At 37.1% G+C, this 21,729-nt stretch carries 16 protein-coding genes; 10 read left to right on the top strand and 6 right to left on the bottom strand.

Annotation, left to right across the window (positions count from 1 at the left end; genetic code table 11):
* The 6 genes from FJR45_RS11215 to FJR45_RS11190 all read left to right on the top strand — a co-directional run bounded on the left by FJR45_RS11215 (nt 1) and on the right by FJR45_RS11190 (nt 8,522).
* Complete coding sequence (locus FJR45_RS11215; RefSeq protein WP_193150606.1) at nt 1–2,346, top strand: PD-(D/E)XK nuclease family protein; 2,346 nt, start codon at nt 1–3, stop codon at nt 2,344–2,346.
* An 11-nt stretch (nt 2,347–2,357) separates the two neighbouring features.
* Nucleotides 2,358–3,509 carry an McrC family protein gene (locus FJR45_RS11210; RefSeq protein WP_193150605.1) on the top strand — a complete coding sequence of 384 codons (1,152 nt, stop codon included), beginning with the start codon at nt 2,358–2,360 and terminating at the stop codon, nt 3,507–3,509.
* Entirely contained in the window at nt 3,493–5,085 is a 1,593-nt protein-coding gene (locus FJR45_RS12610) for an McrB family protein (protein WP_193150604.1), read from the top strand. The genes FJR45_RS11210 and FJR45_RS12610 overlap by 17 nt, the downstream gene beginning before the upstream one ends.
* A gap of 66 nt (nt 5,086–5,151) precedes the next feature.
* Complete coding sequence (locus tag FJR45_RS11200) at nt 5,152–5,439, top strand: nucleotidyltransferase family protein (protein ID WP_193150603.1); 288 nt, start codon at nt 5,152–5,154, stop codon at nt 5,437–5,439.
* On the top strand, nt 5,432–5,812 hold the full coding sequence (locus tag FJR45_RS11195) for a HepT-like ribonuclease domain-containing protein (protein WP_226966427.1): 381 nt from the start codon (nt 5,432–5,434) through the stop codon (nt 5,810–5,812). Before FJR45_RS11200 ends, FJR45_RS11195 begins: the two co-directional genes overlap by 8 nt.
* Nucleotides 5,805–8,522 carry a RecB-like helicase gene (locus FJR45_RS11190; RefSeq protein ID WP_193150602.1) on the top strand — a complete coding sequence of 906 codons (2,718 nt, stop codon included), beginning with the start codon at nt 5,805–5,807 and terminating at the stop codon, nt 8,520–8,522. Before FJR45_RS11195 ends, FJR45_RS11190 begins: the two co-directional genes overlap by 8 nt.
* Before the next feature lie 22 nt (nt 8,523–8,544).
* Here the strand turns inward: FJR45_RS11190 and FJR45_RS11185 are convergent, their stop codons facing one another.
* The 6 genes from FJR45_RS11185 to FJR45_RS11160 all read right to left on the bottom strand — a co-directional run bounded on the left by FJR45_RS11185 (nt 8,545) and on the right by FJR45_RS11160 (nt 16,318).
* Nucleotides 8,545–8,922, bottom strand: coding sequence for a response regulator (locus tag FJR45_RS11185; protein WP_193150601.1), 378 nt, complete (start codon nt 8,920–8,922; stop codon nt 8,545–8,547).
* Between the two features lie 10 nt (nt 8,923–8,932).
* Nucleotides 8,933–12,100 (bottom strand): ATP-binding protein, encoded by a 3,168-nt coding sequence (locus tag FJR45_RS11180; protein ID WP_193150600.1) that lies wholly within the window; start codon nt 12,098–12,100, stop codon nt 8,933–8,935.
* A gap of 3 nt (nt 12,101–12,103) precedes the next feature.
* Nucleotides 12,104–13,573: an Hpt domain-containing protein gene (locus tag FJR45_RS11175; protein ID WP_193150599.1), complete on the bottom strand. Its 1,470-nt coding sequence runs from the start codon at nt 13,571–13,573 to the stop codon at nt 12,104–12,106.
* A gap of 11 nt (nt 13,574–13,584) precedes the next feature.
* Nucleotides 13,585–14,001 (bottom strand): PAS domain-containing protein, encoded by a 417-nt coding sequence (locus FJR45_RS11170; RefSeq protein ID WP_151899430.1) that lies wholly within the window; start codon nt 13,999–14,001, stop codon nt 13,585–13,587.
* A gap of 69 nt (nt 14,002–14,070) precedes the next feature.
* Complete coding sequence (uvrC, locus tag FJR45_RS11165; protein WP_193150598.1) at nt 14,071–15,873, bottom strand: excinuclease ABC subunit UvrC; 1,803 nt, start codon at nt 15,871–15,873, stop codon at nt 14,071–14,073.
* The gene (locus tag FJR45_RS11160; RefSeq protein ID WP_193150597.1) at nt 15,863–16,318 is read right to left on the bottom strand and encodes a hypothetical protein; all 456 of its coding nucleotides are present in this window, start codon (nt 16,316–16,318) and stop codon (nt 15,863–15,865) included. Before FJR45_RS11160 ends, uvrC begins: the two co-directional genes overlap by 11 nt.
* A 158-nt stretch (nt 16,319–16,476) precedes the next feature.
* Here FJR45_RS11160 and nadB point away from each other — a divergent pair, with 158 nt between their 5' ends.
* From nadB to FJR45_RS11140, 4 genes are all read left to right on the top strand, one after another.
* Entirely contained in the window at nt 16,477–17,928 is a 1,452-nt protein-coding gene (nadB, locus tag FJR45_RS11155; RefSeq protein WP_193150596.1) for an L-aspartate oxidase, read from the top strand.
* Complete coding sequence (gene nhaD, locus FJR45_RS11150) at nt 17,928–19,235, top strand: sodium:proton antiporter NhaD (protein ID WP_193150595.1); 1,308 nt, start codon at nt 17,928–17,930, stop codon at nt 19,233–19,235. The genes nadB and nhaD overlap by 1 nt, the downstream gene beginning before the upstream one ends.
* 169 nt (nt 19,236–19,404) lie before the next feature.
* Nucleotides 19,405–20,955 carry a glutamine-hydrolyzing GMP synthase gene (gene guaA, locus FJR45_RS11145; RefSeq protein WP_193150594.1) on the top strand — a complete coding sequence of 517 codons (1,551 nt, stop codon included), beginning with the start codon at nt 19,405–19,407 and terminating at the stop codon, nt 20,953–20,955.
* Between the two features lie 126 nt (nt 20,956–21,081).
* Entirely contained in the window at nt 21,082–21,729 is a 648-nt protein-coding gene (locus FJR45_RS11140; protein ID WP_193150593.1) for a uroporphyrinogen-III synthase, read from the top strand.

The following is a 21,729-nucleotide window of genomic DNA, read 5'->3' as shown; positions in this document are numbered from 1 at the left end:
ATGGAGGAGACAACCATAGTCCTTCCGACTGCTCGTGCTATTCGTCACGAGCAGCTTGCTACACAGGAGCAGACGCTCTTTTTACCCAACTACATTACCATGAGCGATTTTATCGCCAAACTTACGCTTGTCAAAGGCTATAAATTTATAGATGATGAGAGCAGAATACTGCTTTTGCTTGAAGCATCGGATTTTAAAGGCTTTGCAAATCTTCAGATTGAGCGTAATTTTTTTACCTTTACCAAAAATTCTTCGTATATCTTTAAATTTTACGAAGAACTGAGTGCAGAACTTTATGATATCAATCTGTTAAGCAGTGCCGATGTTTATGCAGAGTATGAAGAGCATATTGCCATTTTGCAAGAGCTTTACAAACGCTATGAAAAGCTGTGCAATGAAAAAAAACTGCTCGATAGAATATTTCTGCCCAAACTTTATGAATTTAATGCTAGCTATGCAAAAACACATCAAAATGTGACGATTTATTTAGACGGGCATCTGACAAACTTTGAGCTTGAACTGCTGCAAAAGGCGAAGTCGTTTATGTCCATAAAACTTCGTTTCTGGGCGACGCGTTTTAATGAAAAGATGCAAAACAAACTGGGTGAACTTGGGTTTGCACTGGAAGCCGGATTCATATATGAACTCGATTTCAACAGCATCAAAACACTCACAAAAGAAAAAATCCCTACAAATTATCAGCTTACATGTAACAGTTTCAGCGAATCTCTTTTGCAGGTTGCCTTCGTGCAGCAGAAAATTTATGAATTTGTACAAAAAGGCTACAACCCCCAAAACATAGCCGTTATTTTGCCCAATGAAACCGCAGCACCGATACTCAAAAGTTTTGATCAAAAATGTAATCTGAACTTTGCAATGGGAGAGTCGTTTCGTCACTCCGGAGTCTATAAAAAAATCGAAGCAACATTAAACGCCATAGAACAGGACTCCAAAGAGAATGAGGCGCGTATGCAAAGAGTGGGGGATGAACTTTTTTTACTTCTGCACGGACTCTATTATAAAAAAGTTTCAGAGATTGATTTTATACAAAAAATGCAGGAAGTGGCTGGTTTTTTTACCAACAGACAGGAGAAGAAAATATTGAACGAGGAGTTGCATAAAATAGAAAAACTTTTGCCTTTTATGCAGGATATGGGCGTAAAATCACTCTTAAATATTTTTATGCAGCGTCTGGCTTTGAGAACTGTGGATGATGTCCGTGGGGGCAAAGTGACGGTAATGGGGGTACTTGAGACAAGAAGTGTCCATTTTGATGCGGTGATTATTATAGATTTTGATGATAAAAATGTCCCAAAACGCAGTGACAAAGATATGTTTTTAAATACACAGATACGAAAAGCCGCCTCTTTGCCGACGATGGGAGACAGAGAAAGCCTGCAAAAACATTACTACCAAATGCTGATATCACGCTCAAAAGAGGTGGCAATCGCCTATGTCAACTCAAGTGAGAGCAGCGGTTCGAGGTTTTTAAAACAACTCGGCATTACACAGAAAAACGAGCACAGCGAGCTGGACTACGCTGAAATTCTCTTTCAGCGAAGAGAATCAGGTTTGCTAAAAGAAGAGGAGATAGTGCAAGAGTACAGTTTTAAAAATGTAGCACTCTCTGCCAGCAGGCTGAAAACCTTCCTTACATGTAAGCGTAAATATTATTATAAATACATTCAACATATAAAAAACCATGAAATTCCAAAAGATATGCCTCAGGAGTACGAAATAGGCAATGTTGTGCACAGTGCCCTAAAAGCAGTCTATGAAAAACAGAATTTTTACACGGATGCCGAAAAACTCAAAAAAGATATCAACAAAGCTCTGGATGAATTTTGCGGGGAGAGTGAGCTTGACAAGTATCTTGTTGCGATGCAAAAAAAGCGTCTGGAGCCTTTTGCAGAGGCTGAAACAGAACGGTTTGAAAAAGGCTGGAGAGTATTTAAAACAGAAGAGCTTTTGGAAACGAATTTTGCAGGCATGAAAATTGTCGGTCAAATCGACAGAATAGACAAAAAAGAGAATCTTATCGAGGTCCTTGACTACAAAACAGGTGCCTACACGCTTTACAATAAAAACAACTATACAGAGGCAACGGACTTTCAGCTTGAATTTTATGCTCTTTTAGCCGGTGGTTTTGGAAATGTCGAGCGTTGCGGTTTTTATGATTTGAAAGAGTGCCAAATCATCCCGGAAGCATTTTTGCAAGAAAAAACAGAAATACTAAAATCTCACATCAAAGATCTCCTTGCCATAGAGTCCGTCAACTTTGAAAAATGTGAAGAGACAAAACCCTGCCAGTTTTGTGAATATGCCATTATGTGCAATAGAGATTAATTGTAAGTACAATGCAAAATATTATTTATGAATATAGTGAAATTGAAAATAAAGAACTGAAAAGCCACATCGTTAATACCACTAAACTTCATAAATATTTTAAACTTGATTGGAATATCTTAAAATCACAACAATATTGCGGGATACTGAATTTTGGGGATGAAGATTTTTATTTATTGCCTAAAATTATCAAAAAAGATGATGAAATTAATTTAGATATTTTTATTTATATGTTGATGTATGTGTATGATATAAAGTTAGAAAATGAAAATATTGCTTCTTGTAAAAATGAAAAACACAATATTTTAGAAGTTTTTATACAACTCTTTGCACGAGGGCTATTTAAAGAATTTCAGGCAGGGATTTATAAGGAGTATGTTACCGAAAAAGAGAACTTAACGACATTACGGGGAAAGTATCTCATAAATGAAAATCTGAAATATAACTTTGTAAAAAACAAAATTTATTGTGAATATGATGAGTTTAGTATGGACAACAGACTTAATCAATTTTTCTTGTATGCCATTAAAAGTTTACTATCATTTGCTAAAAATAAAAAGTTGCTAAAACAGTGTGAACTTGTACTTGACGAAGTTCAAGTGAAACAGTTTGATATAAATAGATTAGATATAAACTTTAATCGACTCAATAACAGGTTTAAAGCGAATTTTGAGTTTGCACTTTTATTATTACGCCAATTAATTCCACTTTTTGAAAAAGATAAAAAAAGTTTTGCCTTTTTATTTGATATGAATATACTTTTTGAACGATTTGTTGGTAAAATGATAAAAGCGCGTGAGCTAAACACACAATTACAAAGTTATGATGTCTATAAAGATTTGACTTTAAAACCTGACATCATTGTAGGTAACTTGATAATAGATACAAAATATAAGAAGTTAAACGCACTAAGAGACATTAAAAGAGATGATAAGTTTCAGATGTATGTTTATGGCAATAATTATAAAATAAAAAATACAATGCTATTGTATCCAAAACATTTAAAGAATTTTGATAATGATTTGGTTCTGGGTGTCAATGAAAACGGGATTAATATGAAGATAAAAAGTTTGGATTTAGGGTTTGATGGGTGTGGGTATGGTGAGTATATAAAAGAAATTAAATTGAGAGTAAAGGATATTTTAGATGGCATATTATTTTAATGGAAAACGCATTAATGCGTTAAATAGATTGGTTATAGAAATTGTTAAAAAATATGTAAGTGAACATCCAAATATTTCATATATTGATTTAAAAAAAGTATTTCGAGATGAAATAGGTGGATCAAGAGGAATTATTAAAAATAAACAAGATTTTGAGATTTGGAAACAAAATATTAAAGATCCTGAAAAAAGATTTTTTATAAAAGATAATGAGATTGTTAAGCTAGCAAATGATGAAGTATATATAAATCAAGGTTGGGGTGGAGATTGGCAAGATTCCAAGAGTGGAAAAATTAAAGAAGGAAATAAAAAAAGATTTTTAGAATTTGCAAAAAATGAATTGCACTATGAGATAGAAATAGACAGTATTAATGAGGAAGAAAAAGATTTAATTAGAGAAGATAAAAATATATTAAATATTAAAAACATAATCCTTTATGGTGCTCCAGGTGTTGGTAAAACTCATAATTACCAAAATCTAATTTCTATGATTGAAGAGGGAAAAAGTCAAAAAGAGATATTTGACACTATTTCACAAAATGAAAAAGTGAGTTTAAATGATGAAATTTTTCAAACCATACAAGACGAAAAAAGAGTAGAATTTGTAACATTTCATCAGAGTTATTCTTATGAAGATTTTATAGAAGGTTTCCGACCGAATGAAAATGGAAATATTGAGTTAGAAGATGGAATATTTAAAAGAGTGTCAGCTAAAGCTATAAATCAAGTGAAAGAAAAAGAGCTTAAACATATCTCTTTTGATGAAGCGTACGATATATTTAGAACGAGTTTTATAAATGAAGAATTAGAAACATTAAAAAAAGTGACGGGTGCTAGTATTATCATTCATGATGTAAAAGAAAAAACAATTTTACTTCAATCTGAAAATGCTAAAGATTCTCAATATGTTAAAAAGAATGATTTAGGAACCGTGGTGAATGCAATGTTGCGGGATAAGATTCATAAACCAGTAGATATTAAAAATTTAGATGTAAAAAAAGATACTATTTCTTTATCAGATTTTTATTATCCATTAGCCAAAAAAATTGTTGAGATAATTAAGAAAAATCGAGTTGATGTAAAAAATGAAAAGAATTTTTACATAGTAATAGACGAAATAAACAGAGGGAATATATCTAAAATTTTTGGTGAACTTATCACGCTTATAGAAGAAGATAAGAGAGATATTTATGAAGTGACACTTCCATACTCTAAGGAGAAATTTAAAGTGCCTTCAAATCTTTATATTATTGCAACGATGAATTCAACTGATAAATCAATAGCGACAATAGATATAGCACTGAGACGAAGATTTACATTTTTAAAGATGAAACCAAATCTTGAATTAGTTAAAAACGACAGTGCTAGAGAATGTATGCAGGAACTAAACAATTACATTACTGCAAAGTTAAGTGAAGATTACCAACTTGGGCATAGTTATTTTATGAATGTACAAAATGATGAAGATTTAATATTTGTAAAAGAGTATAAAATAAAACCGCTTTTAGAAGAGTATTTTTATGCCGATGAAAAAAGTGCAGATGAGATAATGAAAGAGGTCTTGAGAGAAAAATAATGGCTAAGTTTGTTATTTACAGAAATGCTATAATACACTTAAGAAAGCAAAAAGAGGTATATTATTATGACAAAACGTGATGTACTTAATTATTTAAAAGAACATTATCCCGAGTTTCATAAACAATATGCGGTTGAAAAAATTGGGTTGTTCGGAAGTTATGCAAGAGATGAAGCAACACCGCAGAGTGATATAGATATTTTTGTAAAAATGAGACCTAATATGTTTGATATGATTGCTATAAAAGAGCAGATAGAAGATGATTTGCATACAAAAGTTGATATTGTCCGTGAACATAAAAATATGAAACCTTTTTTCTTAGAAATGATTCAAAAAGATTTGATTTATGCTTAGTGATAAACAAAGAATGATTTTGTCCACACTTGATGATATACGAATATCATTAGAACTCATTATTCAAAGATGCCAAAGAATAAATTCAAGTGATGATTTTTTAAAAAACGATGAGGGACTTTTAAAACTTGATAGTATCTCAATGAGACTAATTGCTATTGGAGAGGGCTTTAAAAATATTGATAAATTGTCTGAGGGAAAAATATTGCCTCAGTATCCAAATATTCCGTGGAGACAGGTAAAGGGGGTGCGAGATGTCTTATCTCATCACTATTTTGATTTGGATGCGGAGGTAATATTTGAAATTTGTCAAAATGACATACAAAATCTTTTAGAAGCAACTGTTGAAATAATAAAAGATCTTCATGTCTAAGTTTATAAATAATCTTGCCTACGAAGCAAGTGCGGGGAGTGGGAAGACTTTTATGCTTGTTGTGCGCTATCTTGCTCTGCTTTTTAAAGGGGCGGAGCCTGCGAAGGTTTTGGCGCTTACTTTTACAAACAAAGCGGCTGCCGAGATGAGTGAGCGGATTGTTGAGACACTGCAGGCCTTGGAATCACGTATGGAACTGTATGAGATTGCCAAAGAGTGCGGGATGTCCGAAAAAGAGATTCTGGCAAAACGGTCGCAAATTTTGGCCGAGTTTTTGAATGCCCATACAAAGATTATGACCATAGACAGCTTTTTTGCGCAGATTTTGAGAAAATTTTCTCTGTATGCCTCTTTGATGCCCGATTTTTCAACGGCGAATGCCCAGCATGAAGTCAAACTGATGTCTCGTTTTTTAAAAGAGGTGAGTGTTGCCAACAAACGCAAGACGCTTATCAATCTCTCTTTGGAATCAAACAAACGTGTCAGTGATATTTTTGCACTGCTGGATGATTTTTATCTTAAAAAAGAGGAACTTTCTCATCTGAAGTTTCAAAAAAAATCGACACAGGCGTATGAAGAGGAGGCGATGCAGGGGCTCTCTTTGTTGCAAAATATTGTAAAAAACTGCAAAGAGGCATCGGCGACACTGCAAAAAGCCGTTGTTGCTCAAAATTTTGAAGCACTCAAAGCAAAAACATGGGTCTATAAAGAGAGTCTGAACTACTGGGTCTTTAAAAAATGTTTTACACCTGAGATGGATGCACAGTTACATGTAATCCAAAATGCCATCAAAGCACATGCAAAGGCAAAAGAGCAGAACTTCTTTTATGCTTTGAATGAACTTGTAGAACTTTACAAAAAAGCAAAAAAAGCACTCTATGTTGATGAGGGGGAACTCAGCTTTTCTGATGTGACGCTTCTGGTGTATGAAATTTTGCACCGTCTTAATGAAAGTGAATTTTTATACTTTCGCCTCGATGCAACGATAGAGCACATGCTGCTTGATGAGTTTCAAGATACCAGCGTGCTGCAGTATGAGATTTTAAAACCGCTTATTACAGAGATAACTTCGGGTGCGGGTGTCTGCAGTGAGGGAAGTTTTTTCTTTGTGGGGGATGTGAAACAGTCTATTTACCGTTTTAGAGGAGGTGTGTCGGCACTTTTTGGGGAGGTGGCAAAAGAGCACCGTACCGAGGTGAAGAAACTCTTGACAAATTACCGTTCGCAAAAAGAGGTCATAGAGTTTGTCAACAGAGTCTTTGCGGATAAAATAAAAAACTACACCCCTCAGCTTGTTCGCAAAGAGGCACAGGGCGGTTTTGTCGAAGTGATTGCAGACGAGGAGCTTCTGGATGCACTGGTTGAGCAGGTAAAGCGCTTGATAGATCTGGGCGCAGATGTGAATGACATTGCCGTTTTATGTGCAACCAACAGCGACGGACAGGTCATTAAAAACAGACTTGACGCACAAAATATAGAGGTTGTCACAGAAACAACCACGAAGCTCATCAACCAAAGAAGTGTCAAGGCTGTTTTGGAGTACTTGAAATATCTCTATTTCAGAGAAGAGATTTATAGACAGAATTTTTTTGCTTTGATAAATCAGGAGGTCAGGGCTGTTGCCAATGTAGATTTTAACAGTGTCAGACTTGTGGATGTTGTGAAGAGATGTATAGAGGAGTACCGGCTTTTTCAGGATGATTTTCATCTTATTCGCTTTTTAAGTGCTGTATCCAAATATGCAGATATTGAAGCGCTTTTGTTTGAATATGAAAGACTTGATACTTCTGCAGCGGCAGCTGACATCAGCGGAGTGAGGGTTTTAACGGTACATAAATCAAAAGGTCTGGAGTATGAGCATGTCATTGTCATGGACAGACTGAAGAAAGCTCCTGCCCCAAGAGATGCCATTATTTACAATTATGACGGTATCAAACTGCAAAATCTTTACCTGAGAACAAAAAACAGAGAGCTTATTGACCATGATTATGCCTATGCTCTTGCCAAAGAAAAAGAGCTTATACGAGAAGACAGTTTAAATGCTCTGTATGTTGCTTTTACCAGAGCAAGAGAAAATCTGATCATACTTGCAAAACCAAAAGATTCCATGTTTGCACTGCTGGATTTGCAACCTCAAAGCTTCGGAGAACTACGCTCTACATGTAAAGCCAGAAATGTACCGCAGGTGCATAAAAAACTTTCGTTTGAAAATATCTATTACGGGACACAGAGTGATTTGTTGGCATTAGAAAGACAAAATGAAGAGGATTTGCAAGCTATTAATTTTGGTATTGCCTTGCACTATACCCTGGAAATGATGCAGGAGTTTACACAAGAAGCACTGCTGGATGCCAAAGATATGATGCTGAACAAATATGGCTTTATGCTCACAGAATCAGAGGTCGATGATATACAGCAGAGAATAGAGAGGCTTGTCACTACACCGGAGTTTTTGACTTTGACCCGGGGAGTATGTTACAAAGAAAAGGCCCTGCGCTATAAAAACAATCTGCGTTATCTTGATTTGTTGGTCAAGCATGAAAAAGGAGAGTGGAGTGTGATAGACTATAAAAGTGCGATGCATTTTACCGAAGAGCATCGCAAGCAGGTTCGATACTATGTAAAAGCAGTCAAAGAGATAACGGGAGATGAAGTGCGTGGCTATATCTGCTATATCTTGGCAGATACCATTAAGATAGAGACCGTTTAAACGGGTAGAACCTGTTTATATTTTAGACGATGACTGTTTTTATTTTCGCAATCAAATCGTCATTGCGTATAGGTTTCATTAAAAACCCATTTGCGCCGCACTCCAAAGCTTCTGCCTTTTTTGTTTCATCTGTTGTAAGAACCAAAATAGGGAGTTGACGCAAACTTTCATCGGCACGCACGACTTTAAGCATATCGATACCACCCATGATAGGCATAATGATATCCAAGAGAATCAGGTCAATATCATCACGGCTTTTTAAAATGCCTATGGCATCTGAGCCGTTTTTTGCTTCGACAACCTCTTTTACATTTCCGCTTTTCATCAGCATAGATTTTAAAAGCTTCAAATTAATGAGATCATCATCAACTGCAAGCACAACCAAATCAGTTTTTTTCATAGTTATTTCCTTAAATAAATTTTTCTATAACAAGTCTCAGCAAGTCTTTGTTTATAATGTTTTTAATCGTTTCATCTACATATTTCGAATCTTCTTCACTTACAGGTACAGCAGGATCTACAATCATTACCAGGTAGCTGGAAAGATTGTTTTTCTGACTTTTCTCTTTGACTGAGTGGGCGAAATCTTTCAAGTCTAAAGTTTCAGTCTCTTTGTCAAATAAAATAAGTTTATAGCTCTCCTCTTCAATTTTCTTTTGCAATTCATCTATGTTGTCTATGACTTCGTAAGTATATCCAAGCGAACTGAGAATTTTTGTAAAAAGCTTTGTTTCAAAGGGACTTTTTTTAGCAAGAAGAATATCAGCTTTGTATTTTACCGGAACTTCTTCCTGCACCGCTTTTTCTTCTTTTTTCTGCTCTTTTGCTTCTTCTTTCTGCTGCTCTACTTTTTTTGTTTTCTCTTCTTCTGCCTTTGCTTCATCTACATCCACAATGTGGTCTGCTAAAAAATGATTCAGCAGTGTTATGATCTCTTCACGTACTAATGGTTTTGTTGTATATTCGTCAAGTCCGGCTGCTAAAAATCTTTCACGGTCCCCCTTGAGTGCATTTGCCGTTAAAGCGATTATCGGAACATGGGGCTGGTTGTATACCTCTTCATATTCAAGAATCTCCTGTGTCGCTTCTATACCATCAAGGAAAGGCATCTGGATATCCATAAAAATCAGATCATAGTTATTGTCTTTGCGTTTTTGGAATGCTTCAAGCCCATTGGATGCGATACCAACAGTGAGCCCCAGGTCTTCAAGTGTCCGTTTTATCAGCTTCTGGTTGATTATATTGTCTTCTGCAACAAGTACTTTTGCCGCAAATTTAGATGAACCGACTGTAAAGACTTTGTTTGAAGTTGGTTTTACTTTTGGTGCTGTAAAATTTTGACTTTGGTAATTTTCAAGTGCTGCTTTTAGTTTGGTATTGTTTAATGGCTCATATATGGTTTTAAATATCTCTATACCCATAGAGTCGATTTTTCTCATAAAATAAGATTTTGTAAGAAGTATCAGCTTTTGCGGAAGAGTGCTGTATGCTTTTAACTCTTCTTCATTTGCATATTCATAATCTACAAAAAGCATATCATAATTTATTTGTCGCTGGAGCGTTTCAATTTCATTTTTATTTTTAAATGTTGTATAACTTACTCCATAGAAATCAAGATACTCTTTGAGATAGGTGTCTTGTCTTTTTGTTTTATGAGTAGACTCTAAAATTAAAGCATTGATTCCCAGATATTGTTCTTTGGCACTTTCACTGATTACTTCTATCTCTTCAAAATCAAGTGTAAAGAAGAAAGTTGTTCCTTCTCCCGGCTCACTGTGCAGATCAAGCTGTCCTCCCATCAGTTCAATAAAACGCGCAGAAATTGTAAGACCAAGACCTGTACCGCCGTATTTACGTGTAATGGATGTATCTGCTTGTGAAAAAGCTTCAAAAATTCTGGATTTTTGTTCGCTTGTAACACCGATACCGCTGTCTTGCACTTCAAATCTGATACGTGTTGTTCCTTCCTGCGGTGATTGCAGTTTTCTGATATCGACATTGATAGCTCCGGAACTGCTTGTAAACTTCACTGCATTTGAGAGCAGGTTGATGAGAACTTCTTTGATTTTTGTCGGGTCACCTTTGAGTGGCTGCTCAAGTTCAGGGTCAATAAAACATCCCAGATCAATATGCTTTTCACTTGCACGGACAGCATATACATCAACGGCACTTTCAAACTCTTCTATAGGATTAAAGATAACATCTTCAATTTCAAGTTTATTACTCTCGATTTTTGAAAGGTCAAGAATATTGTTGATAATTTCAAGGAGGTTTTCTGAAGATTTTTCGATAATTTCAACAAACTCCTGTTGCTCTTCTTTGAGTCCTGTATCTTTAAGAAGTTCTGTAAAACCAACGATTCCGTTGAGCGGTGTACGAATTTCATGTGACATGTTTGCAAGGAACATTGATTTTGCTTCACTTGCTTCCTGTGCTGCTTCTTTATCTCTTTTCGTCTGCTCAATAATTTTTTCCAAAAGACTGTAGGCCTCTTCTGTTCCTTTGGCTGTATGAAGATTGATCTCAATTGCTTTGTCACTCTCATTTGTGTCTTCTGCCACTTTTCTGAGGACACCTTCAAGGTTGTGAATATTTCTGGCAATTTCATTAGAGAGCAAAAAGCCTAAAACTGCCAATATGATTGAAATCAGCCAAATTGTCAATGTAATGGTCAAAAACTGTAAAGCTTCTGTTTTTACCTGAACGGCTCTGCTGTCCATGGCACTCAGAACAACATTTTCTCCCTCTGAAATAAGGTTGCTTTTTTCTGAAAGCATGGCAAACCAGACACCCGGGTTTGTTTCATACTCTCCGCTTGCTGCAGCAATTAAAATGGAAGCACGTTCTGAGTTAAGGTCATCAAAGAGTTCAAGAGCATCATCACTTTTAAACAATTCATTCAGCTTGGTTTCAAGTTTTTTGTCTTTAATGTTATAGAAATCGATGGCATCTGCTTTTGCTATTAAGGAGAGCCATTGATTAATCTCTTCTTCGTCCATTTCTGTTGAGCGGGCAAGTGTATAAGAGATGAAGTCACGTTCATCTGCGGTGTAGGCATTTGCACGGACCAGTGAAATATAAATCGATGCATATGTGTTGATTTTATTATCAAGTTGGTGGGATGTAATGGTTTCGAGTTGTTTAATAATTATCTGCTCTGCTTTGCCGTATACTTTGGTATATATATCTTCAAAGTTTATTTTATGTGCGTCAACCAATGTTCTGGCATGTTTTATACTTTGCATCGCATTTTTTAATGCCGTGTCTTTTTGTGAAAGTGCCTGTAGCTGTTGAAAATAGAGTTTTTCCTGTTTGTCAACAATCTTTCTCTGCTTTAAGAGTGATTTTAATGTATTTGGTGAGGAATTACCAAGGTACATTACGGTCATACCTCTTTCCCGGGAAACATTTCTCAGAAGGTTGTTGAGTTGCCTGTTTGTGGAAAGCTTATCCTGGAGAAGTTGCGCCGCTTTATAGTTTTCGTATGAGTTATATACAAAATAACTTGTAATAGAAATTAAAATAATAATCGGTAATAAACTAATAAGTCGAAGTCTGTTTTTTAGTCCTATTTGCATTGCCTATTCCTCTTCTTTTGAAATTGCTGTCAGTATATTTTCTATCTCTTTTACAGTTTGTGTCAGTGTCTCTTTATCTGTAGAGTGTGTTAGTGTTTCAAGTTCATTTGTAAAAGTGTGCATTCTCATATTGTCACTCATTCCTTTTAATTTTAAGGCTTGCCGCTTCAGTGCAGGATAGTCTTGGGTGGCGAGAGCATCATTTATTTTTGCAATTATAGCATGTGCTTCTTTTATAAAGTCTTCAAAGAGTTCATTGAAACTCTCTAAATCCAGGCCTATTTCATTGGCAATTTTTTCTTTAGAATATTTTTTCTCATTTTCTGATTCTTCCTGCGTTTGTGATTCTTCCTGCTGCTCTGTCTCTTCCTGAATTTCCTGTTCTTCTTGAATTTCCGGCTCTGTTTCAAGTTGGGGCTGCGGCTCTTCTTTAAATTCCAAAGTCAGTTCAGGCTCATCATCTTTAAAAGTCAGAATTTCTTCAGATTCCTGTGGTGCAACAAAATCATCATCATAAAGTTCCGGAATCTCAATTTTTTGAGGCACTTCATCGTCTTTTATGGTTCCAAGATCTTCTTCCCCGGCTAATTTTGCAATAATCCTGTAAAAATCATCCAGGTTTGTCTTTATAATATCGACATCAGAAGTGGCATTTATAATTGAAAGTACTTCATGTGCATCTTCAATGCGAAGATTCGCTGCAACTCCTTTAAGCTTATGCGAAAGAGTTTTAACATTGTCTGTATCTCCTTCTTCAAGTGATCTGTAAAGTTCATCTTTAAAGTCGTTTGCCTGGGTTATAAAATCCTGTATAAACTCTTCAATCAAATCAAGCGGCAGACCAAGCTCTTTGGATGCAATATTGGGGTCAAAAACATAGGTGCTTTTCGGTTTTTGAGGAGATTCTTGGACCAAAGGCTCTCTCTTTTTTACTTCCTGGGTTTCGATACTCAAGTCACCTACATCCAGTAGTGCATCCAGGTCTTCTTTCTCTTTGGTTTCCACATGTAACGGAGTGTCATACTCATCTTGTATAACTGTTGTTTCTTCTGTTTGGAGGATTGGTTGCGACTGCTGCGGAGATACTGTTTCCGGTATTGTTCTTTGCGTAATATCTCCTGAAATAGCATCATATTCCTGTGCTGTCAGTGTTCGCAAATTGTTTAAGTGTACTATATAGGCTTTTTGAGTCGGATTGTCCACAAGATAGGCATTTGTAATTGTAATTATTGCTTTGTAATTTTTTGAATTGGCATGAATGATGACTTTGGATTCTTCATTTGACTCTGCGCATGTAATATAGTCAATCCAGTGCACATGCTGAAAATTATGTATATATCCTGGTGTTTTTACAAACAAATCTGCGAAATCCGTCACTTCTGCGCGCAGATCAGCCAAATCTTTATACCCCAGTGTACGCAGGTTTTTTTCGTCAATACCCAAAAACTCTTTTTGAAAATTATAAATTAGCATTCTTCCATCCCTTATTCCTCTTCTGTCTCAAGCATTTTTTTGTATGTTTCTTCTGTTTCTTGAATATCTTTGCGAGAGGCTGCTTTTCTGGCAGCAATATAACCTGTTATATTTTCATCATTATCTCTGATTGGCAGAATTTCTGTCTCTACCCAGTAGTACAAACCGTCTTTTCTAAGGTTTTTTACAAGTCCGTTCCAAGCCTGTCCACTTTGAATAGTTTCCCACATTTTTGCAAATATACTGCGTGGCATATCCGGATGTCTGAGTATGTTGTGGGGTTGTCCTACCAGTTCATCGGCTTTATAGCCGGATACACTGCAAAACAGTTTGTTTGCATAGGTAATAACACCTTTTAAATCTGTTTGAGAAATAATGACATTTCCGTCAAAAAAATACTCTTCGTCTACAGGGATAATCTTACTCATTAAAAAACCTTATAATTAGTTACTTACTAGCATTATCACAAATATATCATAAAGGAGTGAAAAAAAAACTTATTTATAAAAATTTTTGATTGTTTTTGCATCTTTTGTATTTAAAAGTGAACGAATATCATCAAATGTGGCACTTTTGAGTGCTTCAAAAGTACCGTAATGGTTGAGCAGTTTTTGAATTTTTGCAGCTGATATTCCATGTAAACTTAAAAGTCTGCTTTCTTGATCAAGTTTGAGTTTTGTTTTTTTGTGAAATGTGATCGCTGCTCTGTGTGCTTCATCCCGTAAATTTTGGACCCACTGCAGACGTTTGTCACTTGTTTTGAGTCTGAAAATTTGCTCTTTTGTATAGAGAATATCCTGAGCGTTTCCTTTGGCTCGGTGTGCTTTTGCATCAACTTTTTCTTTTGAAATGGCTATGACATCAAGGTTGATACCGTTTGATTCAAGTATGTCAAGTGCAAGTTTAAGCAGTGTTGCTCCTCCGTCGAGTATCCACAGGTCCGGCGGTGAATTTTTAGAAAAACTCTCCACTCTTTTTGTAAGTGTTTCGCGCATTTGGGAGTATTCGTCTTTTGCTTCGAGATGATAGGTTCTGTAGGATTTTTTGTCAAACTTTGCATTTTCATATACGACCATAGCCCCGACTGTTGCGACACCGGACATATGTGAATTGTCAAATATTTCCACCCTGTTTGGAATTTTTTGCAGTTGACACAGTTCCTGGAGTTCTTCGAGTATTTTGACATTCAGTGTTTCTCTGTCTTTTTTCAACAACTCCCTTGCATTTAATTTTGCCAAAGCGATTAAATCTTTTTTCTTTCCTCTTTGAGGGATGAGAATGTGTGCTTTTTGACCAAATACTTTTGTGAGGTGATGCGCTATGAGTTCTTTGTCCTCAAAACTCTGAGGAAGAAGAATCGGAGCAGTGATGGGAGGCTTTTCATCTTTGTAAAATCCAAGCAGCGCTCTTGAATAGAGCTCATTCAAATCCAAGCCTTCATGCAGCTGCAGATACTCATGGGAAGAAGAGATGATTTTGCCGTGGCGCATAAATATTTTCACAACAACCGCTCTTTTTTCAGAGCTTTCTATCGCAAAAATATCATAATGTTCATTTGTGGCAAAATCAATTTCGCTTTTAATCTGGGAGCGTTCTATCCTCTCTATAGTGTCTCTGAGCTCGGCGGCTTCTTCAAAGCGTAACTCCTGGGCATAAAACTCCATTTTTTCTTCCAGTCTGCCAAGAAGCAGTTTTTTGTTTTTAATCAGCTGCGATGCAAGTGTTACTTCCTGCTGATAACGCTCTTTGGAGATTGGCAGTTCACAGGGACCGAGACACTTGTCTATCTGATAGTAGAGACAAAGTTTTTTTGACTTCAGACAGGATTTTTTCTGCACAAGTTTGCAAATATCATAAATGGAGTTGAGAATATCTCTCGCACCGACAGAGTAGGGACCATAGTAGGTGATATCTTTGGAGTTGATCACCTTTCTTGTAATGTCGAACCGAGGGTACTCCTGAGAGTTGTCTATGTAAATGTAGGGGTAGGTTTTGTCATCACGGAGTAAAATATTGTATTTCGGACCCAGCTGTTTGATCAGTGAATTTTCAAGTATGAGCGCATCATGTTCGGAATTTACGATGATATAATCCATGGAAACTGTTTGCTTGATCATTTTTGAAATGCGCAAAGAGAGCTGCGGATTTGCACAAAGCTTTGGAGTAAACTGCCAGTAGCTTTTTACCCGCTTGGCAAGGTTCTTGGCTTTGCCCACATACAGGAGATGGCCGTTTTTGTCAAAATACTGATAGACCCCTGGTTTGTCCGGCAGTTGTTGGATTTTTTCTTTAAGTGTCATTTTTTTCTTTTATAATTTTTTGAATAGAGAGAATAAGTTCTCTGAGTTTTTCATCATGAACAGGAATGTCAAAGTTTCCCGTTGCTCTTTCCCTGTAAGATACAATTTTTCTGGGGTGTGTCAATGTTTCTGTGTCTCTGTGTAAAGTAGGTTTGTGTGTAACAAAAGCCTTTATATCTGTTATGGTTTCATTTTCGCATTCTGCGGGAGTGTGAAACTTTAAAGCACTTTTAATGCTTTGTATACTATTATCAAATTCTTGTTTGGCACCGGGATGATTGAGAACGAAAAAAAGTATTTTGTTTTTTATATATGAAAACTTAATCATCTTTTGCAAAGGGGGGCTGAATGCCGATTGTATTTTATGGATACATTTGTATTGAGAGAGTTTAGAAAATTGAGGTTTATTTTGAAGAGAGTTGAGAATATCACTGCTGTTTTTCATAGGCTAATTATAGCAAGCTTTTTATTAAGCGTAAGCGGGTGCGGCTATAAAGCACCCCCTTATTATGAACAGAGTGTACCCAAAGAGGATAAAAATGTGAAGTTTATTATTCAAAAAAAAGAGTTTGGTAATGATACAAATGAAAGCTGTGCACCGTAATGACTGAATATGATGTAGTAATAATAGGCGCAGGTGTGGCAGGACTCTATGCAAGTATGAATATTCCTGCCGAGAAAAAAGTGCTTATTATTAATAAGCGGGAAACTTTTAAATGCAATACATTTTATGCACAGGGTGGAGTGGCGTTGGCCCGTGATGAAGCGGATATTCCGATGCATATCAAAGACACACTTGCCGCCGGTGACGGGCTGTGTGATCCGGAAGCTGTGGATGTTCTGAGCCAGAATTCACGTCAGGCGATTGATGATTTGATAGAACAGGGCTTTTGTTTTGATACTAATGAAGAAGGAGAACTTCTTTATACAAAAGAAGCGGCACACTCCTGTGAACGGATACTGCATGCAGGCGGTGATGCGACGGGAAGGTATCTGCACCATTTTCTTCTTGAACATACTGCCCATGCGATGCTCAGTGATGCAAGAGTCGTTGATCTGCTGATTGATAATGGCGAATGTTACGGCGTTACCGTACTTGATCACAGACAACGCAGAAACATATATGCAAAAAATGTCATTATTGCAAGCGGAGGTGTTGGTTCTTTGTATGAATACCATACAAATGCACCTTGCATCAGTGCTGATATACAAGGACTTTGTGTGATGAAAGGCGTAGCCCTTGACAGAATGGAAATGCTGCAGTTTCATCCCACTGTATTTGTAAACTCTAACAATGCCCAAAAAATGCTCTTGACAGAGGCCCTTCGCGGAGAGGGAGCAACTATAGAGGATGAAACCGGAAGAAGATTCCTGTTTGATTATGATGAGAGAGGCGAGTTGGCCTCACGCGATATTGTCAGCAAGGCAATATACAAATACAAAAAGAAGACAGGTATGCATGTGTATCTCAACTGTGAAAATTTTGATAAAGAGTATTTTGAACACAGATTTCCAAATATTTGCAAGAATCTGAGGGAACTGGGCTTTAATGTTCCTGCGAAAAGGGTTCCGATATCGCCTGCTTTTCATTATGCCATCGGGGGTATTCGCACCGACCTGAATGCCAGAGTGCCAAATGTGAAAAATTTGTATGCTGTCGGTGAAGTTGCTTCAACAAGAGTGCATGGTGCAAACAGACTGGCATCGAACTCACTGCTGGAAGGTTTGGTTTTTGCAAAAAGGGCAGTAGATGATATTTTAAAAAACATTGACACGCCAAAAAATATGAAAACATTTGAATTGCACGATGAGGTGATGAGTCTCAAAGATGACAAGGCGAAAAAAGACCAACTCAGACGAATAATGTGGGAAAATGTTTCTATAATTCGTACAAAAAGCGGATTAAACGATGCTTTATCCACAATTAATGCACTTTTAAATGAAAATATTGGTAAACTACTAAAATTTCGTTTACTAACGGCAAAAGAGATAGTAATATCTGCATTAAACAGGCATGAATCCATAGGGGTTCATACAATACAAGAGGAGAATTAATGGAACACGAAGCAATAAATCTTGCAACAACCTGGGTAGGATGGCTGAGCTTAGCTGTCTTTGTTATAGCGTATTATTTTATCGCTACAGAAGAAAAATATGAGATAAACAAAGCAAAACCGGCACTTTTTGCCGGTACATTTATGTTTATGCTGATCGGTATTTATTATGCTATTAACGGATTGGATCCTGATCCGCTGCATGATGAACTGGAAAAGCTGATTTTGGAGATAGCTGAAATTTTCTTTTTCCTGCTTGTTGCAATGACTTTTATTGAGACGCTTTTAGAACGCGGTGTTTTTGATTTGCTAAAGTATAAACTTGTTTCAAAAGGGTACACCTATAAAAAGCTTTTTTGGCTGACTGGCCTGTTGGCGTTTTTTATCTCCCCAGTCGCAGATAACCTGACAACTGCCTTGATTCTTTCCACCGTGCTTTTTACAATCGATAAGAAAAATCTTGCATTTTTGGTTCCGGGTGCCATAAATATTGTCGTAGCTGCCAATGCAGGCGGTGCATGGTCTCCGTTTGGTGATATTACAACACTCATGGCATGGACTGCCGGCAAAGGGGAATTTGTAGACTTTCTCTTTCTCTTTCCTGCTTCTGTTGTCGGCTGGGTTGTTACGGCATTTTTACTCTCTTTGTCTGTTCCCTCGGGAGAACCGCCATTTGATGCAGCGACTGAAAAGAAACCACAAGTGCAAGATGGAGGAATGATGGTTGCCTATTTGGGAGTTTTGACCATTGCAATTGCTGTTCTTGGACATACTTTTTTCCATTTTCCGGCAATGTGGGGTATGATGTTTGGTTTGGCAATTTTAAAACTTTATGCCTTTCAATTGGAAAGATCAGGACAGCATAGCTTCAATATCTATGTCAATATGGAAAAAGTGGAAAATGACACACTTCTTTTCTTCTTTGGTATTCTTTCTGCCGTAGGTGCATTACACTTTTTAGGCTTTTTGGAATATATTCATCACCTGTATGAGTTGCTTGGCTCAACTACAGCCAATATCGGTGTCGGATTCCTTTCTGCAATTGTAGACAATGTACCGGTGATGAGTGCCATTTTAAAATCTTCTCCAAGTATGGGAATAGACCAGTGGATGCTTGTCACCATGACAGCGGGTATCGGTGGCAGCCTGATCTCTTTTGGTTCAGCAGCCGGTGTCGGAGTTATGGGAAAACTTCGCGGTATTTATACTTTTGGTTCACACATGAAGCATGCCTGGACCATTTTGGTAGGATATGCGGTTTCTATTATAATCTGGTACGTTCAGTTTGAAATTATGGGGCTTTATTAAAAATAGTTTTAAACAAATCACAGTTCGAATCCAAATTTTTGTAACCCGTACTTCAGTGCGGGCTTTGTCTCTTTTATGACCAAGGTCTGGATTTCAAAGAACAAATCAAACATTAATCTTATTTATTGTATCCTTTCATAATTATTTATAAAAGTAAAAAGGCATTTCAATGACAAATGTTAGCATTATAGTTTTAGACTTTGGCTCTCAATACACACAACTCATCGCTCGTCGTCTTCGTGAAGATAAAATATACTGTGAAATCCTTCCTTTTCATACAAAAGCCCAGGATATTGCAGCGAAAAATCCTCAGGGAATCATACTCAGCGGAGGCCCATCTTCTGTATACAACAAAGATGCCTATGAAGTTGACAAAGAGGTTTATAAAATGGGTATTCCGATTCTTGGTATCTGTTATGGAATGCAAAGAATTGCGGTAGATTTTGGCGGTTCGGTTATACGTTCTGACCACCATGAATACGGAAAAGCAGAACTTGGCATAGTCGGCTACCCTGACAATGTTTCCCCTCTTTTTAAAGATTGTGACAATCACACTACAGTCTGGATGAGCCACTCGGACAGAGTCGAAACACTTCCTGAGGGTTTTAAGGTAATCGCCACATCTGACAATTCACCGTATGCGGCCATTGCAAATGATGAAAAACGTGTCTATGCGCTTCAGTTTCACCCGGAAGTACAGCACTCTGAAGAAGGCTACCTGATGCTTCGTAACTTTGCAAAAAATATCTGCGGAGTGACAGAAAAATGGAAAATGGAGCATTTTCTCAAGCAGCAGATTGAATCCATCCGTGAACGTGTCGGCGATGCCAAAGTGCTTTGCGGATTAAGCGGAGGCGTTGACAGTTCTGTTGTGGCAGCAATGCTGTATGAAGCAATCGGTGATCAGCTTATTCCTGTGTTTGTAGATAACGGACTGTTACGCAAAGGTGAGAGAGAACAGGTTGAAGAAGTTTTCAAAGTAAATCTCAAAGCGCCTCTTGTTACTGTGGATGCAGCGGATAATTTCCTGACAAAACTGGCAGGAGTGAGTGACCCTGAACAAAAACGTAAAATTATCGGGCATACGTTTATAGAAGAGTTTGAAAAAGAGGCGAAAAAGCATGACGGTATTAAGTTTTTGGCACAAGGAACACTCTATCCGGATGTTATCGAATCTATCTCTGTCAACGGTCCCTCAGAAGTGATTAAATCTCACCATAATGTCGGCGGTCTTCCTGACTGGATGGATTTTGAACTGATTGAGCCGCTGCGTGAACTTTTTAAAGACGAAGTGCGTAAAATCGGACTGGAACTGGGACTTCCGGAGAGTATGATTAACCGTCATCCTTTCCCTGGCCCTGGTCTTGCCATTAGAATCATGGGAGATGTAAATGTTCCTGATTTGGATCTTCTGCGCGAAGCAGATGTTATTTTACTCGATGAACTCAAAGCAAGCGGATATTATGCAAAAACATGGCAGGCTTTTGCCGTGCTTTTAAATGTAAAATCAGTAGGTGTAATGGGTGACAACCGTACCTATGACAACACGGTATGTATCAGAGTTGTAGAGGCGGTTGACGGGATGACAGCAACATTCGCACATCTGCCACATGATCTGCTGGAGCGAATTTCAAGACGTATTATCAATGAAGTGGATGGGATAAACCGTGTAGTTTATGATATATCTTCAAAACCACCTGCAACAATCGAATGGGAATAAAATCGAGAAAAATTTCAATGCACTTTGAAATGATTTAGGCATCGGCATAGATTAACTATGCCTCAACCTAAAAACATTCAAAATTACATCAAACTTTTTACGATTTCCATAAACGAGGAAATTTCAATGCATAATAAGCCCATTTACCTTTTTTCTGTATCTTCTCATCCTGACGCTGTACATGTAAACTCTTTGGATATTACTTTTTTTCAGCCTGAAATTGATTTTTCCAAATATGATTATTTTATTATTACCTCAAAGCAGGCATCAAAAGCGTTGCAACAGTATGAGAAAAAAGAGTATATAAAGAAGCCGGCGCTCTGTATTTCAAAACAGAGTGCAAAGAGTTTTGAAGATTTAGGGGGGCAGGTTCTGGCTGTCGGTAAAGGATATGGCGATACTCTTGTGGAAAAAATCAAACAATACCCAAAAGAGACAAAATGGCTTTATCTGCGTGCTGAACTTGTTGCCTCTGATTTTGTCCTTACATGTAAAGAAGAGGGATACTGCATAGATGAAAAAATTGTCTATGCAAGCAAATGCAGTGAAGCGTTGTTACATGTAACAGTGCCGCAGGAGGCTATACTTATTTTTACCTCTCCTTCAAGTGTAGAGTGTTTTTTAAGCAGGCATACTTTGCTGCACACACACAAAATAATAGTTATTGGCAAAACGACGGCAAAAGCACTGCCAAAAAACTGCTCCTATACTCTTTCTGATGAGACAACTATCGAGAGTTGTATGCAAATAGTAGGTAAATCCCACGAAAAATAA

The sequence above is a fragment of the Sulfurimonas sediminis genome (genome assembly GCF_014905115.1).
Classification (GTDB): Bacteria; Campylobacterota; Campylobacteria; order Campylobacterales; family Sulfurimonadaceae; genus Sulfurimonas; species Sulfurimonas sediminis.
The sequence above is the reverse complement of the archived record's forward strand: the minus strand, read 5'-3'. Positions and strand labels throughout refer to the sequence as shown.